General features: G+C 71.5%; 10 protein-coding genes and 1 riboswitch. Of the genes, 6 read left to right on the forward strand and 4 right to left on the reverse strand.

The annotated features are described in order from the left end of the window. Nucleotides 1–15: 15 nt before the first annotated feature. The 4 genes from ACIRP7_RS25265 to gcvT all read right to left on the reverse strand — a co-directional run bounded on the left by ACIRP7_RS25265 (nucleotide 16) and on the right by gcvT (nucleotide 4311). Complete coding sequence (locus tag ACIRP7_RS25265; protein WP_403663712.1) at nucleotides 16–1383, reverse strand: L-serine ammonia-lyase; 1368 nt, start codon at nucleotides 1381–1383, stop codon at nucleotides 16–18. A gap of 56 nt (nucleotides 1384–1439) precedes the next feature. Continuing rightward, nucleotides 1440–2702: a serine hydroxymethyltransferase gene (gene glyA, locus ACIRP7_RS25270; RefSeq protein ID WP_403663715.1), complete on the reverse strand. Its 1263-nt coding sequence runs from the start codon at nucleotides 2700–2702 to the stop codon at nucleotides 1440–1442. A gap of 14 nt (nucleotides 2703–2716) precedes the next feature. Further along, nucleotides 2717–3094 carry a glycine cleavage system protein GcvH gene (gcvH, locus tag ACIRP7_RS25275; protein ID WP_031058756.1) on the reverse strand — a complete coding sequence of 126 codons (378 nt, stop codon included), beginning with the start codon at nucleotides 3092–3094 and terminating at the stop codon, nucleotides 2717–2719. Nucleotides 3095–3192: 98 nt separating this feature from the next. Then, the gene (gene gcvT, locus ACIRP7_RS25280) at nucleotides 3193–4311 is read right to left on the reverse strand and encodes a glycine cleavage system aminomethyltransferase GcvT (RefSeq protein ID WP_403663718.1); all 1119 of its coding nucleotides are present in this window, start codon (nucleotides 4309–4311) and stop codon (nucleotides 3193–3195) included. Between the two features lie 165 nt (nucleotides 4312–4476). Beyond that, a riboswitch (glycine riboswitch) is annotated at nucleotides 4477–4574 on the reverse strand. Between the two features lie 182 nt (nucleotides 4575–4756). Between gcvT and ACIRP7_RS25285 the strand changes: the two genes are divergently transcribed. The 6 genes from ACIRP7_RS25285 (at nucleotide 4757) to ACIRP7_RS25310 (ending at nucleotide 15935) form a co-directional block, all read left to right on the forward strand. Then, nucleotides 4757–5425, forward strand: a complete 669-nt coding sequence (locus ACIRP7_RS25285; protein ID WP_403663721.1) for an AAA family ATPase — start codon at nucleotides 4757–4759, stop codon at nucleotides 5423–5425. Nucleotides 5426–5536: 111 nt separating this feature from the next. After that, on the forward strand, nucleotides 5537–7384 hold the full coding sequence (locus ACIRP7_RS25290; protein WP_403663724.1) for an amino acid adenylation domain-containing protein: 1848 nt from the start codon (nucleotides 5537–5539) through the stop codon (nucleotides 7382–7384). Continuing rightward, a complete protein-coding gene (locus tag ACIRP7_RS25295) occupies nucleotides 7381–10431 on the forward strand; it encodes a type I polyketide synthase (protein WP_403663727.1) in 3051 nt (1016 codons plus the stop codon). Before ACIRP7_RS25290 ends, ACIRP7_RS25295 begins: the two co-directional genes overlap by 4 nt. Nucleotides 10432–10523: 92 nt before the next feature. Continuing rightward, nucleotides 10524–11594: a 4-hydroxyphenylpyruvate dioxygenase gene (gene hppD / locus ACIRP7_RS25300; RefSeq protein WP_403663730.1), complete on the forward strand. Its 1071-nt coding sequence runs from the start codon at nucleotides 10524–10526 to the stop codon at nucleotides 11592–11594. Further along, on the forward strand, nucleotides 11584–14016 hold the full coding sequence (locus ACIRP7_RS25305) for an aminotransferase class I/II-fold pyridoxal phosphate-dependent enzyme (RefSeq protein ID WP_403663733.1): 2433 nt from the start codon (nucleotides 11584–11586) through the stop codon (nucleotides 14014–14016). Before hppD ends, ACIRP7_RS25305 begins: the two co-directional genes overlap by 11 nt. A gap of 50 nt (nucleotides 14017–14066) precedes the next feature. Next, nucleotides 14067–15935, forward strand: coding sequence for a BTAD domain-containing putative transcriptional regulator (locus ACIRP7_RS25310; RefSeq protein ID WP_403663736.1), 1869 nt, complete (start codon nucleotides 14067–14069; stop codon nucleotides 15933–15935). The last annotated feature ends 100 nt before the right edge of the window (nucleotides 15936–16035 follow it).

Raw genomic sequence — 16035 nt, forward strand, 5'->3', positions numbered from 1 at the left:
TCGGGGCCTGTCCCCTCAGCACTCGATGATGTTCACCGCGAGCCCGCCCCGGGCCGTCTCCTTGTACTTCACGCTCATGTCGGCCCCGGTCTCCTTCATCGTCTTGATGACCTTGTCCAGGGACACCTTGTGCGAGCCGTCGCCCCGCAGCGCCATCTTGGCCGCCGTGACCGCCTTCACCGCGGCCATGCCGTTGCGCTCGATGCAGGGGATCTGGACCAGGCCGCCGACCGGGTCGCAGGTCAGGCCCAGGTTGTGCTCCATGCCGATCTCGGCGGCGTTCTCGACCTGTTCGGGGGAGCCGCCGAGGACCTCGGCGAGGGCGCCCGCGGCCATCGAGCAGGCCGAGCCGACCTCGCCCTGGCAGCCGACCTCGGCGCCGGAGATGGAGGCGTTCTCCTTGAAGAGCATGCCGATGGCGCCGGCCGCCAGCATGAACCGGACGACACCCTCGTCGTCGGCGCCGGGCACGAAGTTCATGTAGTAGTGGAGCACCGCGGGGATGATGCCGGCGGCCCCGTTGGTCGGGGCGGTCACCACCCGTCCGCCCGCCGCGTTCTCCTCGTTCACCGCCATCGCGTACAGCGTGATCCACTCCATGGAGTGCGCCAGCGGATCGCCCTCGGCGCGCAGTTGACGGGCGGTGACGGCGGCCCTGCGGCGGACCTTGAGGCCGCCCGGCAGGATGCCCTCACGGGACATGCCCCGCGACACGCACGCCCGCATGACCTGCCAGATCTCCAGCAGCCCGGCCCGGATCTCGTCCTCGGTGCGCCAGGCCCGCTCGTTCTCCAGCATCAGCGAGGAGATCGACAGACCGGTCTCCTTCGCCAGCCGCAGCAGCTCGTCGCCGGTGCGGAAGGGGTACTTCAGGACCGTGTCGTCCAGCTTGATCCGGTCCGCGCCCATGGCGTCCTCGTCGACGACGAACCCGCCGCCCACCGAGTAGTACGTCTTCGACATGAGCTCGGCGCCCGAGGCGTCGTACGCCCACACCGTCATGCCGTTCGCGTGGTAGGGGAGGGCTTTGCGGCGGTGCAGGACCAGGTCGTCGTCGAAGGAGAACGGGATCTCGCGCTCACCGAGCAGCTTCAGGACCCCCGTGGCCTTGATCTCCGCCACCCGGTCGTCCGCGCCCTCCACGTCCACCGTGCGCGGGGAGGCGCCCTCCAGGCCGAGCAGTACGGCCTTCGGGGTGCCGTGACCGTGGCCGGTCGCGCCCAGGGAGCCGTAGAGCTCGCAGCGCACCGAGGCGACGGAGGACAGCAGGTCCTCGTTGCGCAGGCGGCGGGCGAACATGCGGGCCGCGCGCATCGGGCCGACCGTGTGGGAACTCGACGGGCCGATGCCGATCGAGAACAGGTCGAAGACCGAGATGGCCACGGGAACTCCTTCACAAAGGGTGGGGGCACACGTCGCCGGGTGCCCCCACCGTGGAACTACTTGTTCAGGCCGGCGTACAGCGGGTGCTTGTCGGCGAGGGCCTTCACCCGGGCCTTGAGCGATTCCGCGTCGTACGACGGCTTCAGTGCCGCAGCGATGACGTCCGCGACCTCGGCGAAGTCCTCGGCCGTGAAGCCGCGGGTGGCCAGGGCGGGCGTGCCGATCCGCAGCCCCGACGTCACCATCGGCGGGCGCGGGTCGTTCGGGACGGCGTTGCGGTTGACCGTGATGCCGACCTCGTGGAGACGGTCCTCGGCCTGCCGGCCGTCCAGCTCGGACTCGCGCAGGTCGACGAGGATGAGGTGGACGTCGGTGCCGCCGGAGAGCACGTCGACCCCGGCCTCCCGGGCGTCGTCGGCCGTCAGACGCTCGGCGAGGATGCGCGCACCGTCCACCGTACGCCGCTGGCGCTCCTTGAACTCCTCCGAGGCCGCGACCTTGAAGGACACCGCCTTCGCCGCGATCACATGCTCCAGGGGGCCGCCCTGGAAGCCCGGGAAGACGGAGGAGTTCAGCTTCTTCGCGAACTCCTTCTTCGCGAGGATGATCCCGCCGCGCGGTCCGCCCAGCGTCTTGTGGGTGGTGGAGGTGACCACGTCCGCGTACTCGACGGGGTTCGGGTGCAGCCCGGCCGCGACCAGGCCGGCGAAGTGGGCCATGTCGACCCACAGGTACGCCTCGACCGCGTCGGCGATCCGGCGGAACTCCGCGAAGTCCAGCTGCCGCGGGTACGCCGACCAGCCCGCGATGATCACCTTGGGCCGGTGCTCCTTGGCCAGCTTCTCCAGCTCGGCCATGTCGACGAGGCCCGACTCGTCCACGTGGTAGGCGACGACGTTGAACTGCTTGCCGGAGAAGTTCAGCCGCATCCCGTGGGTCAGGTGACCCCCGTGCGCCAGGTCCAGGCCCAGGATCGTGTCGCCGGGCTGGGCCAGCGCGAACAGGGCGGCCTGGTTCGCGGAGGCACCGGAGTGGGGCTGCACGTTGGCGTACTCGGCGCCGAACAGCTCCTTGACCCGGTCGATCGCGATCTGCTCGGCCACGTCGACGTGCTCGCAGCCGCCGTAGTAACGGCGGCCCGGGTAGCCCTCGGCGTACTTGTTGGTGAGGACCGAGCCCTGTGCCTCCATGACGGCGAGCGGAGCGAAGTTCTCCGAGGCGATCATCTCGAGGGTGGACTGCTGACGGTCCAGCTCGGCGTCGACCGCGGCGGCGATCTCCGGGTCGAGTTCGTGCAGGGGGGTGTTCAGTGCGGACATCGGGTGCGGACTCCTCAGCCGGCGGAAAAGGCGGTGTACTCGTCGGCGGAGAGCAGGTCGGCCGGCTCCTCCGAGACGCGTACCTTGAACAGCCAGCCACCCTCGAAGGGGGCGGAGTTGACCAGTGCCGGGTCGCTGACGACGTCCTCGTTGACCTCGGTGACTTCACCGGAGACGGGGGAGTACAGGTCGCTGACCGACTTGGTCGACTCCAGCTCGCCGCAGGTCTCGCCCGCGGTCACCGTGTCACCGACCTCCGGGAGCTGGACGAAGACGACATCGCCGAGCGCGTTGGCCGCGTGCTCCGTGATGCCGACCGTCGAGACGCCGTCCTCGGCGCCCGACAGCCACTCGTGCTCCTTGCTGTAGCGCAGCTGCTGGGGGTTGCTCATGGCCTGAATTCTCCTGTACGCGGGGGAGTGCTGGTGAAGGGGGGACTGCGGAAGGCGTGCGTGAGCAGTGACTCTGTGCCCAGCATCACCTACGGCGGCTACTTCTGGCGCTTGTAGAACGGCAGCGCCACGACCTCGTACGGCTCGTGGCTGCCCCGGATGTCCACACCGACACCCGTCGTGCCGGGCGTCGCGTGCGCGGCGTCGACGTACGCCATCGCGATCGGTTTGCCCAGCGTGGGGGAGGGGGCGCCGGAGGTGACCTCGCCGATCACCTCGCCGGCCGCGACGACCGCGTACCCGGCCCGCGGGACGCGGCGCCCCTCGGCGACGAGCCCGACCAGGACGCGCGGCGGGTTCCCGGCGGCGCGGGAGGCGGCTGCCTGAAGCGCCTCGCGCCCCACGAAGTCCCCCTCCTTCTCGAACTTCACGACCCGCCCGAGCCCGGCGTCGAAGGGGGTCAGTTCCCGTGAGAGCTCGTGCCCGTACAGCGGCATGCCCGCTTCCAGACGCAGGGTGTCCCGGCAGGACAGCCCGCAGGGGACGAGCCCGACGCCCTCGCCGGCCTTGGTCAGCGCCTGCCACAGCTCGACCGCGTGCTCCGGCTTCACGAACAGCTCGAAGCCGTCCTCGCCGGTGTAGCCGGTGCGCGCGATCAGTGCCGGCACCCCGGCGACCGTGCCCGGCAGGCCGGCGTAGTACTTGAGGCCGTCGAGGTCCGCGTCGGTCAGGGACGCGAGGATGCCGGGGGACTCCGGTCCCTGTACGGCGATCAGCGCGTACGCGTCCCGGTCGTCGCGCACCTCGGCGTCGAAGCCGGCCGCGCGCTCGGTCAGCGCGTCCAGCACGACCTGGGCGTTGGAGGCGTTGGCGACCACCAGGTACTCGGTCTCCCCGAGCCGGTAGACGATCAGGTCGTCGAGGATGCCGCCGTCGGCCTGGCAGATCATGGTGTAGCGGGCCCGGCCGACACCGACGGAGGCGATGTTGCCGACCAGGGCGAAGTTCAGCAGCCCGGCCGCCTGCGGCCCGGTCACGGTGATCTCGCCCATGTGGGAGAGGTCGAAGAGCCCGGCTTTCGTGCGTACCGCGGTGTGCTCGTCGCGCTCGGAGCCGTACCGCAGGGGCATGTCCCAGCCGGCGAAGTCGGTCATCGTCGCACCGAGCGAGCGGTGCAGGGCATCGAGCGCGGTGAGACGGAGTTCAGAACTGCTCATCGGACGGTCGTCTCCAAGGATCCCAGGACATGGGTGTGACGGGCGAGGTATTCCTCCCCATCTGTCATCGGAACCTGAGAGGTTCGCCCCGGCCACACGAGTGGCCGGTGGCTTGCACCGTGGGTGGGGCCGCCGTCGAGTCGGCGGCCCGCTTTTCAGATGTGCCTCGCCCGCGCGGTAACGGGGCCTGAGAGATTCAAGGGAGGGACTTGCTCCTTCGGCGCCCGGGTACACGTACCCCGGGACTCTCCCGCGCGGATTCAAGCGGCCGGTATGCAGTTGGCGCCGACATCATTGCACGCATCCGACGCCCACGGCAGGGCCGCCTCGGCCCCTCCCTTCTGTAACCGGCTCGTGACGGTACGCGTACAGAAACACGAGAGATCATCCATTACCTTCTCTTTACGCTCGGTGGGGAGGGGAACCCCGACCCCGGAGGAGGACGATGACGGTGAACAGGACCACGGCGTACGCGACGACCTCGGGGCTCGCGCTGCCCGAGCAGCCCGCGGCCCCGGCGGTCGAGACCCCGGGGGCCCGCCCGGTCGTCCGTGACCTGCGCGACCGCGCGGGCCACAGTCCGCACGCCCTGCTCTTCGGCCCGGGGGACCTCGTCGTCATCACCGGCCTGCCCGGCAGCGGCAAGTCCACGCTGATGAGGCGTGCGGTCAGGGGCATCCGGATCGACTCCCAGGACACCCGCGACCGCTGGGACGGCCGGCTGGCCCGCTTACTGCCGTACGCCGCCTACCGCCCCCTGGTCCGGCTCGCGCACTACGCCGCACTGCGCCGCGCCCTGCGCTCCGGCGAGGGAGTGGTGGTGCACGACTGCGGGACGCAGGCCTGGGTGCGGGGCTGGCTGGCCCGCGAGGCGCGGCGCCGGGGCGGCACCCTGCACCTGCTGCTGCTCGACGTCACCGCGGACACCGCGCTGGAGGGGCAGCGCGAGCGCGGCCGGGGGGTCTCGCGGTACGCCTTCCTGCGGCACCGGGGGGCGGCCGCCCGGCTGATCCGCTCCGTGGAGCGCGGCGACCTGCCCCAGGGCTGCGGTTCGGCGGTGCTGATCGACCGGGCGGCTGCGGACGTCCTGCGGCGGATCGGTTTCACGAGCTGAACCCGACTCGGCCGCGGATTCCGGGATTCCGAGTTCGGCGAGAAGTCGCCGGTCGCGGCGCGTCATCGCCGGTTCAGCGCTGAGTCAGCGTGCGCCACGACGATCTCCTCCATGGGAGCCAAGCAGGGAACCACGCTGCACGAACTGATCGCTGCCCAGACGCGTGAGGACCCGTCGAGGATCGCGGTCACCGGACCCGAGGGCGCGCTCACCTACGGGGAGCTCGAACGGCGGGCCGAGGGGGTGGCCGTCCGGCTCGCCGCACTTGGTGTGGGAGCCGATCGTCCGGTAGGCCTGCTGGTTCCCCGGTCGGCGGCGATGATCGTGGGGATGCTCGGAATACTCCGGGCGGGCGGGGCCTATCTGCCGCTCGACCCCGAGCTTCCCGGCACCCGCGTCAACGCCCTGCTGTCGGCCGCGGGCGCGGCGGCGCTGGTGACGACGCCGGAGTCGGCGGAGCGGGCCGCGGACTTCGGGCTTCCCGTCGTCGTGCCGGGGGAGGAGCCGGAGGCCGGTGCGGCGAGCCCGGACCGGCCACCCACACCCGGCTCGGCCCTGTGCTACGTGCTGTTCACCTCGGGCTCGACCGGCGAGCCCAAGGCCGTCGCCGTCGAGCACCGCCAGTACGTCCACTACCTGAACGGTCTGTACGAGCGGATCGAGCCGGGGTGGTCCTGGGCGCTGGCGTCCACGTTCTCCGCGGACCTGGGCAGCACCAACGTGTTCGGGGCGCTGACCACCGGCGGTTGTCTGCATGTGCTGTCCCGGGAACAGTCGATCGATTCGGAGGCCTTCGCCGCGTACTTCACGGAGCATCGGATCGACGCGATGAAGCTTGTACCGAGTCACCTCGCGGCTCTGGCGGGCGCGGGAGGCACAGAGCTCGACAGGGTGCTGCCGCGGCGCCTGCTGATCTGCGCGGGCGAGCCACTGCCGCCGAACCTGGTCCGCCGGGTCAGATCCGCCCGGGCCGATCTGACCGTCGAGAACCACTACGGTCCGACCGAGACCACGGTCTCGATGCTCGCCCACCGAGTGCCGCGGGACCTGCCGGAGTCCGCGACGGTCCCCCTTGGCCGTCCGTTCCGGGGGGTGCGCGTGCACGTTCTCGGGCCGGACCGGGAGCCCGTCCCCGACGGGGTCACGGGGGAGCTGCACATCGAGGGGGCGAACCTGGCCCGCGGCTATCTCGGCGCCCCCGCCGCGACCGCGGCCGCCTTCACCCCGTGCACGGCAGGCCCGCCCGGGGCGCGCATGTACGCGACCGGCGACCTGGTCCGGCGGCTGCCCACCGGAGACCTGGAGTTCGCCGGGCGCGCCGACGACCAGGTCAAGGTCATGGGATACCGGGTCGAGCCCGGCGAGGTAGCGGCGGTCCTGGCTCGCCATCCGAGCGTGGAGCAGGCCGTCGTCTTGCCGTACGGCGCCGCCGACGAGCTACGGCTGGCCGGTTATGTGACCGGATCCGGCCTCACCGGGGCGGACGTGCGAGCCTTCGCTGCGGATCGACTGCCCGACCACATGGTGCCCGCGGTCGTGATGGTGCTCGACGCCATGCCGCTGACCGGGAACGGCAAGGTCGACCGTGGTGCCCTGCCGGCCCCGGTCGTCGAGCGGACCGATCACCAAGGCGCGCCGCGTGCGGGCCTGGAGGAGGAGATCGCCGCGGTCTGGGCCGCGACGCTCGGCCTCGAGAACGTCGGCGTGCACGACAGCTTCTTCGACATCGGCGGCACCTCGCTGCTGCTGATGCGGCTCAGGGTTCGGCTGGTCAAGTCGCTCGACCGGGAGATTTCGATGGTCACGCTCTTTCGCAACCCGACCGTGCGCCTGCTGGCGCGCCATCTGGAGACGGCCGAGGAACCCGCGTCCGAGGCGGACCGGGGCAGGGCACGCAGCAGGCTGACCACGGCCGCCCGCGCCCGGCGGCGCGCCGCGATGGGCGGGGAGGAGCGATGACCGAGCAGCAGGCGGAGCCGACCGGCCTCGAGATCGCCGTGGTGGGTATGGCGGGACGCTTCCCCGGCGCGGACTCCGTCGGGCGGTTCTGGGACAGTGTGCTGGACGGTGGTGAGCGGATCACGTCGTTCACCGCGGACGACTCCATAGCCGCCGGTGTGGCCCCGGAACAGGCCAGGCACTCCGACTACCGCCATGTCCACGGTGTACTCGACGGCGTCGAGTACTTCGACAATGTGCTGTTCGGGTACACGCCACGGGACGCCGCCCTGCTCGACCCGCAGCAGCGCGTCTTCCTCGAATGCGCCTGGGCCGCGATGGAGGACGCGGGATACGCCCCCCGTACCGGAGGAGGCGCGCCCGTGGGCGTCTACGCCGGTGCCAGCCAGAACGCCTACCTGCTCAGCAACCTGCTGCGGACCCCCGGGGCGCTGGCGAACACGAGCCCGCAGGAGTTGTTGCTGGCCACCGAGAAGGATCTGCTGGCGGCCCGGGTCTCGTACCACCTCGACCTGCGCGGGCCGAGCGTCAGCGTGCAGTCCTCCTGCTCGTCGTCCATGGTCGCCGTGCACATGGCCTGCCAGGCGCTGCTCGCCGGCGAGTGCGAGATGGCCCTGGCCGGCGGCGTGACGATCCATGTGCCTCAGCACGAGGGGTACCTGCACACGGTCGGCTCGGTGTTCTCCTCGACCGGGCACTGCCTGCCGTTCGACGCCGGGGCCGACGGGACGGTCTTCGGCAACGGCGTGGGGGTGGTCGTACTGAAGCCGCTGGCGGACGCCCTCGCCGACCGCGACTCGATCCACGCCGTCATCCTGGGGTCGGCGGTGAACAACGACGGCGCGCGGCGCCTCAGCTTCACCGCTCCGGGGGTGGACGGGCAGGTGGCCGTCGTCCGCGCGGCGCATCGTGTCGCGGGCGTGGACCCCCGGACCATCTCGTACGTGGAGACGCACGGGACGGGCACGTCCCTGGGGGATCCGATCGAGTTCGAGGCGCTCACCGAGGCTCTCGGCCGGGATGGTGCTCCGTGCACGCTCGGGACGCTGAAGGCACAGATCGGTCACCTCTCTTCCGCGGCCGGAGTGGCCGGCCTCATCAAGACGGTGCTGGCGCTGAAGCACCGCGTCCTGCCACCCAGCCGTCACTTCACCCGGCCCAACCCGGAGATCGACCTGGACTCCGGCCGATTCCGCCTGCTCACCGAGGCGACGGAGTGGCCGGAGTACGGCGGGCGGCGGCGGGCGGCGGTCAGTTCCTTCGGGATCGGCGGGACGAACGCTCACATGGTCCTGGAGGAGCCTCCGCCCCCGACGCCACACTCCGTCGCGCGCCGCGAACACGAGGTGCTGCTCCTGTCCGCCCGTGAGGACGAGCCGCTGCTCGAACTGGCGGCCCGTCTCCGGGAGCACCTGGAGACGCACCCGGAGGCCGAGCTGTCGGACGTCGCCGGCACCCTGCAGAGCGGTCGTACACCCCAGCGCCGCAGAGCCGCGGTCACGTGCACGGACATCGACTCGGCGACCGCCGCCCTGGCCGCCGTGCGTCCGCCGTCGGCGGACGCACGCGATCGTGGCGTGGTCTTCATGTTTCCCGGGCAGGGCAGCCAGCGGGTGGGCATGGGGCGGGAACTGTACGAGACGGAGGAGACCTTCCGGGCCTGGATCGACGCCGCGGACGAGCGCCTGGACTTCGACCTGCGCGACCTGCTGTACGCGGGGGATCCGGTCGAGAACGCGCGGACGCTGGCGCACACCGGCTACACACAGCCGGCGCTCTTCGCCGTCGAACACGCCCTCGCCCGCCTGTGGATGGAGCTGGGGCTCGTGCCCAGGGCGATGATCGGGCACAGCCTCGGCGAGTACGTGGCGGCGACCGTCGCGGGGTGCATCGACTTCGCGACGGCACTCGATCTGGTCGCCGCACGGGCGCGCCTCATGCAGGATCAGCCGCCCGGCGCCATGCTCACCGTCAACCTGCCGGTGGCCGAGATACGGCCTGTTCTCGACGCGGAGACCGCGGTCGCGGCCGTCAACGGTCCCGCCCTCTGCGTCGTATCCGGCCCTGTGCCGTCCGTGGAGATGCTGGAGAAGCGGCTGCGGGCGGCCGGGGCCACATGCCGTCGGCTGCGCACGTCTCACGCCTTCCACTCCCCGATGATGGAAGCGGTGGCCGCGCCATTCGTGTCGAGGCTGCGGGAGGCCGTTCTGCGGCCGCCGGAGATACCGTTCGTGTCCAACCTGACCGGCGACTGGATTCGCGCCGAGGAGGCCGTGGACCCGGAGTACTGGATCCGTCACATGCTGGCCCCGGTCCGCTTCCACGAGGGGGTGGGGCGGCTGCTGAGCGGCCCGGCGTCGGTGCTCCTCGAAGTCGGGCCGGGAACCACCCTGCGTACCCTCGTCGGCCGGGCCGGCGACGACCATGTCCTGCTCGGCGGCCTGCCCGACCCGGAGCGCGCGGCGGACGGCGGTGCCTACCTGGCCCGTACGGTCGGCCGGCTGTGGGAGGCGGGGGCACCTGTGGACTGGAGCCGATGGCGCCGGGACGGGTGGTCGCGCGTGTCGCTGCCGACGTATCCGTTCCGGCGGCTGCGGCACTGGGTGGAGCCGACGCCCGGCTCCGGCCCGGCCCCCGCGGTGGCGGCGGCACACGACACGTCGGACGCACGGCCCCTCCTCGGTGCTGAGACGACCGGTGCGGAGGGGGCGGGAGCGGGCCTGTCCGAGACCGTTCTGCGTATCTGGCGGGAGTTGCTCGGCACCGACGACGTCGGTCTCGACGACGACTTCTTCGAACTCGGCGGCCACTCGCTGCTGGCGACCCGCATCATCGCCAAGGTGGCCGACGCGACCGGCACCGGGCTTCCGGGTGACGCGCTGTACTCGGCGCCTACGCCCCGCGAACTGGTCGCGCTCGTCGAGCAGCGAGAAGTCCCGCTCGTCGCGGCAGTCCAGGAGGACTCGGAACTGATGGCCCAACTGATAGCGGACATCGCGGAGTTGTCGCCCGAGGAAGTGGAACAGCAGCTACGCGAGGGGAGTTGACGGCTCCGCTTCTGTTCAGCGTGACGTAAAGACACCAGTGTGAAGATGATGTCGGCCCGGTCCACAGGGGCTCGGGCGTTACGGGGGTAACCATGGAGCGTGCAAGGCTCAGCCATGTCCACTTCTACGTGGGTGACGCCTGCCAGGCGGCCTACTACTACTGCAAGGCCTTCGGCTTCCGCCCGATCGCGGAGTCGCCTTCGGGCCGACAGTCCCAGACGATTCTGCTGGCCCAGGGCCGCATCCGTCTGATGTTCACCTCGACCACCGACCCGGGTGATCCGGTCGCCCGCTACGTGGCCGCGCACGGCGACGGTGTGGCCGACATCGCGATCGCTGTGCCCGACGTCGTGCGGACCTTTCGCACAGCGGTGGCGAACGGCGCCGATCCGGTCATGGAGCCGGCGTCCCGTACCGGCTCGGGCGGCACCGTCATGAGTGCCGCGGTGCGCGGTTTCGGTGATGTCATGCACACGCTAATCGAGGAGGGTGCGCCACTTCTGCACCCCGACCTCTCGCCCGTCGCCGAACCGAGCCCCGCGGCCCCGGACGGTGAGCTGCTCAGGGACATCGACCACTTCGCCGTCTGCGTCCCGGTCGGTGAACTGGACAAGACGGTGAGCCTGTACCAACAGATGTTCGGCTTCGAGGAGATCTTCTCCGAGTTCATCGAGGTAGGTCAGCAGGCCATGCTGTCCAAGGTGGTGAGCGACCTGTCCAGCGGAATCACGCTCACCATCCTGGAGCCCGACGCGACACACGAACCTGGTCAGATCGACACCTTCCTGCGGTCCCACGGCGGGGCCGGAGTCCAGCACGTGGCCTTCGAGACCGGGGACATCAGGGAGGGAGTGCGGCGCCTCGACGCCCAGGGCGTCGAGTTCCTCACGACTCCCGCCGCCTACTACGACCTGGTCGAGGACCGGGTCGGGGAGCTCGGCACCGAACTCCCCGACCTGCGAGCGAGGGGAATCCTCGCCGACCGCGACGAGTGGGGTCTGCTTCTGCAGATATTCACCCGGTCCCCGTACGCCCGCAGAACGCTGTTCCTGGAGCTGATCGAGCGGCGCGGGGCGCGCACCTTCGGCAGCGGCAACATCAAGGGACTCTACGAGGCGGTCGAGCGGGAGCAGAGCGGCGAGGGAGCCACCGATGCGGGCTGAGCCGGGGCTCCGCGAGACACCTCTGGCCACGCTCGCCGACTACGCCGAGGCAGCCCGCGCCGCGCTCGACCCGCCGACCTGGGACTTCATCTGCGGAGGCGCGGGCGACGAGCGGGCGGTCACCGCCAACACGGCGGCCTTCGAGGCGGTACGGCTCGCGCCACGGGTGCTGTCCGGGGTGGCCACGGTCGACCTCTCGGTGCGCCTGTTCGACCAGCCGTGGGCGATGCCGGTCGCCGTCGCCCCCATGGCCCATCACACGATGGTCCATCCCGACGGAGAGGTGGCGACGGTACGGGCGGCCGGCCGCTTCGGCATCCCGACCGTGGTCAGTACCTTCGCCGGCCGCACGTTCGAGGAGTTGGCGGCCGTCGCCACCAGTCCGCTGTGGCTGCAGCTGTACTGCTTCCGCGACCGCGGGCTGACGCGCGAGCTGGTCGAGCGTGCTGTCGCCGCGGGCTTCGCCGGACTGGTGCTCACCGTGGACTGCCCGCGGCTGGGCCGGCGCCCCCGCGACGTCCGCAACGCTTTCCGTCTGCCCGACGACGTGCGACCGGCGAACCTGCCGGCCTCCGCCGCGTACTCCTCGACCGACGTCTACGCACGCTCGGATCTCGACCCGGCGCTGGACTGGTCGGTCGTCGACCGGCTGCGGTCGATCTCCCCGCTGCCCCTGCTGCTCAAGGGAATCCTCACCCCCGCGGACGCGACTCGGGCGGTCGAGGCCCATGTCGACGGCATCATCGTGTCCAACCACGGGGGCCGCCAACTGGACGCGGCCCCCGCCACGCTCGACGCGCTGCCGGCCGTCGCCGAGGCCGTCGGCGGCCGCTGTCCGGTCCTCCTGGACGGCGGGGTGCGCGCAGGCCGCGACATCGCGGCCGCCCTCGCCCACGGCGCGGACGCCGTACTGGTCGGGCGGCCCGTGCTGTACGGCCTGGCCGCGGCCGGCGAGGAGGGAGCCGCAGGCGTCCTCGACGTCCTCTCCGGCGAACTCACGGACGTGCTGTTGCAGACGGGCCGCCGGAGCCCGGCCGACCTGGACGCCTCGCTGCTGTTCGACGCCCCCGCCAGGGCCGTCCACGCCCCGGCCGCGGGCGGCCCCGTCGACACGGTCGGCGGGCCGCTGTCCAAGGAGGGGCTGCATTCGAGCGTGTCCGAACCGGTGATGGACACGATGAACTTCCTCAACGAGATCACCCTGCGCCACCCCGACGCGATCTCCTTCGCGCCGGGCAGGCCGCTGGAGGACTTCTTCGAGACCGAGCAGCTGTTCCGGTGGCTGCGTCACTACATCGACCACCTGGCGGGCCTCGGCCGGTCCGAGGAGCAGATCCGCACCACGCTGTTCCAGTACGGCACCACCGCCGGGGAGATCAGGGGCCTGGTGGCCCGCACGCTGGCCGACGACGGCATCACCGCGGATCCCGCCGACATCGTGGTCACGGTCGGGGCACAGGAGGCGATGTTCCTCATCCTGCGGACACTGTTCGCCTCCCCACGTGACGTGCTGCTGGTCGCGAGCCCGTGCTACGTCGGGATCACCGGGGCGGCCCGCATGCTCGACATCGCGGTGGCCGAGATCCCGGAGGAGTCCGACGGGCTGACGGCGGCGGCGTTCGAGCGGACGGTGGCGGAGGTCCGGGCCCAGGGGAAGAGGCCACGCGCGTGCTACGTCGTGCCCGACTACTCCAATCCCTCCGGCAGCACCATGCCCCTTCGGGCGCGCCACGAGCTGCTGGAGGCCGCCGCCCGGCACGGCGTCCTCATCATGGAGGACAGCCCGTACCGGATGGTCAGCTCCGCCGAGCCGCTGCCGCTGCTGAAGGCGCTCGACCCGGCGCGATGCGTCGTCCACATCGGGTCCTTCGCCAAGTCCGCCTTTCCCGGCGCTCGGCTCGGTTACCTGGTCGCCGACCAGGAGGTGGCGGACAGGAACGGCAAGTGCACCCGCCTCGCCGACGAGATCTCCAAACTCAAGAGCATGCTCACCGTCAACACCCCCAGTCTGAGTCAGGCGGTGGTAGGAGGCCTGCTGCTGGAGTCGGGTTTCGACCTGCGAGCGCGGAACGCGGCGGCGGCCTCCACCTACGACGCCAACCTGACCGCGGTCCTGGACACGTTGAGCCGGTTGTTCCCCGAGCACGAACGGGCGGCGCACGGCGTCTCCTGGAACCATCCCGCGGGCGGCTTCTTCCTCGCGGTGACCGTGCCGTTCGCCGCCGACGACGCGGCGTTGGCGGTTTCCGCCGAACGGTACGGGGTCGTCTGGACGCCCATGCGCTACTTCCATCCGAGCGGCGGCGGCGAGAACGTCATCCGGCTGGCGTGGAGCTACCTCACGCGGCGGCAGGCCGTCGAGGGCGTCGAACGGCTGGCCGCCTTCGTCACCGACCACGCCCGGCACGTCGGCGTTTCCTGACACCCGGAGCCCGATCCGACCTCGGGCCGGCCATAGGGACACGAGGGAGCATGATGGAATTCCGGATCCTCGGTTGCCTCCAGATACGGGATGGCAACCGACTGATCGACATCGCCGCCGACAAGCAGAAGACCGTGCTGGCCGTCCTGCTGCTGCGGGCCGGCCAGACGGTGCCTGTGCACGAGCTGGAGGACCAGGTCTGGGGGGGCGCTCCCCCCGCCAAGGCCAAGAACACCCTGCAGGCCTACGTCTACCGGCTCCGCCAGGTCCTGAAGTCCGACTCGGACACCGCGCTGGTGACCGAGGCGGGCGGCTACCGGATGATGATGCCCGACGGTGCACTCGACCTCCACCGCTTCGAGGAGCTGACGGCCGGCGGACGCGCGGCGATCAAGGCCGGGCGGGTGGACGAGGGGTTCGTCGCCCTTCAGGCGGCGTTGGACCAGTGGCGGGGGCCCGCCTTCGCCGATGTGTCCGCCACGGCACTCCAGGCCGACGTCCAACGCCTGGAGGACCAGCGCATCGCGGTCGCGGAGGACGCCGCCGAGGCGGCGCTCGCGCTGGGGCGCCAGGCGACGATGGTGCCGCGGCTGGAGACCCTGGTGGCCGCGCATCCCTACCGTGAACGGCTGTGGGCACTGCTCATGGTGGCGCTCTGCGGCACCGGCCGCAGGGCCGACGCCCTGGCGGCGTACGGGCGGCTGCGTGCCCGGTTGCGGGAGGACCTGGGCATCGAGCCAGGGCCCCAGCTGCGGCAGCTGCAACGGGACATCCTGTCCGCGCGGGCCGTCGGCAGGACGGGGGACGCCGACGGCTTCTGGTTCGTGGGGGCGGCGGCCGCCCGGACTCGCTCCGAGGTCACCGGCGGGCAGGTCCGGCCGGCCGCCGAACTGCCTCGTGACACCTCGACGTTCGTGGGCCGCCGGGCCGAACTGGCGGAGGTCTGCGGCTGGTTCTCCGAGGAACGGGTGGGGCGGGTCGGAATGATCAACGGTTCGGCGGGGGTCGGCAAGACCACGCTCGCCGTGCACGTCGCGCACCGGCTCGCCCCGCGGTTTCCCGACGGCCAGTTCTACGCCAACCTGCACGGAGACGACGACACCGTGCAGGAGCCGGTGGAGATCCTCAGGCGCTGGCTCCCCATGCTGGGCGTCCCCGCGGCGCCCCGCACCGTCGAGGAGTCGGCCGCGCTGTTCCGATCGGCGCTGGCGACCCGGCGCGTGCTGATCGTGGTGGACGGGGCGGTCGGCCTCAGCCACGTCAGCCCGCTGCTGCCCGGGGCCGGCAACTCGGCCGCGCTGGTCACCGGGAAGCGCGCGCTCACCATGATCGACGGTTCCGCGCATCTCACTCTGCGTGCCCCGGACGACGAGGAGGCGCTGGACCTGCTGCGCCGTACGGCCGGACCACAGCGGGTCGACGCGGAGCTCATGGCCGCGCGGACCGTCGTCCACCTGTGCGAGAACCTGCCGCTCGCCATCCGTATCGTGGCGGCGCGACTGGCCGCCCGACCGGAGCTCTCGCTCACCTGCATGGCCGGTCAACTCTCTGACGAGCAGCGGCGCCTCGACGAACTGGCCTTCGGCGGGCTGACCCTGCGGGCCCGCATCCGAGTGGCTTACGACCGGCTGTTGTCGGCGGACGGCAAGAAGATGTTCCGGACGCTCGGTGACTGGCCGCAGGTCGACTCCGTGGGCGTGGCCTCACCCGCGATCGCCGCACGCACCGGGCTCACGCTCTCTCGCGTGCGCGCCGCCCTCAACGGCCTCGCCGACGTGCACCTCCTCCTGGCGCAGCGGGACGGGCGATACCGGATGCCCACGCTGGTCCGGCTGGTCGCGGCCGAACTGGCACCCGAGCCCGGGGGCGTGCGGCGGCTGCCCGCGGTCGGCGCGGGCAGCCGTGCCGACGGCGCGTGAGCGCGTCAACGGCGGACCAGTGGGCCGTCAGCGGCGCGCCAGAGCCGCAGGCGAGGCTGGGCACCGCGGTCCGCTGCCGGACCGCAGGGAGGTGGACCAG

Origin of the sequence: Streptomyces sp. NPDC102270 (assembly GCF_044766405.1) — a bacterium.
Taxonomy (GTDB): domain Bacteria; phylum Actinomycetota; class Actinomycetes; order Streptomycetales; family Streptomycetaceae; genus Streptomyces.

What these genes read in the sequence shown, in the direction of transcription:
- ACIRP7_RS25285 (WP_403663721.1), top strand. Translation starts at nt 4,757, where the DNA reads ATGACGGTGAACAGGACCACGGCGTACGCGACGACCTCGGGGCTCGCG.
- glyA (WP_403663715.1), bottom strand. Translation starts at nt 2,702, where the DNA reads ATGTCCGCACTGAACACCCCCCTGCACGAACTCGACCCGGAGATCGCC.
- gcvT (WP_403663718.1), bottom strand. Translation starts at nt 4,311, where the DNA reads ATGAGCAGTTCTGAACTCCGTCTCACCGCGCTCGATGCCCTGCACCGC.
- ACIRP7_RS25310 (WP_403663736.1), top strand. Translation starts at nt 14,067, where the DNA reads ATGATGGAATTCCGGATCCTCGGTTGCCTCCAGATACGGGATGGCAAC.
- hppD (WP_403663730.1), top strand. Translation starts at nt 10,524, where the DNA reads ATGGAGCGTGCAAGGCTCAGCCATGTCCACTTCTACGTGGGTGACGCC.
- gcvH (WP_031058756.1), bottom strand. Translation starts at nt 3,094, where the DNA reads ATGAGCAACCCCCAGCAGCTGCGCTACAGCAAGGAGCACGAGTGGCTG.
- ACIRP7_RS25305 (WP_403663733.1), top strand. Translation starts at nt 11,584, where the DNA reads ATGCGGGCTGAGCCGGGGCTCCGCGAGACACCTCTGGCCACGCTCGCC.
- ACIRP7_RS25290 (WP_403663724.1), top strand. Translation starts at nt 5,537, where the DNA reads ATGGGAGCCAAGCAGGGAACCACGCTGCACGAACTGATCGCTGCCCAG.
- ACIRP7_RS25295 (WP_403663727.1), top strand. Translation starts at nt 7,381, where the DNA reads ATGACCGAGCAGCAGGCGGAGCCGACCGGCCTCGAGATCGCCGTGGTG.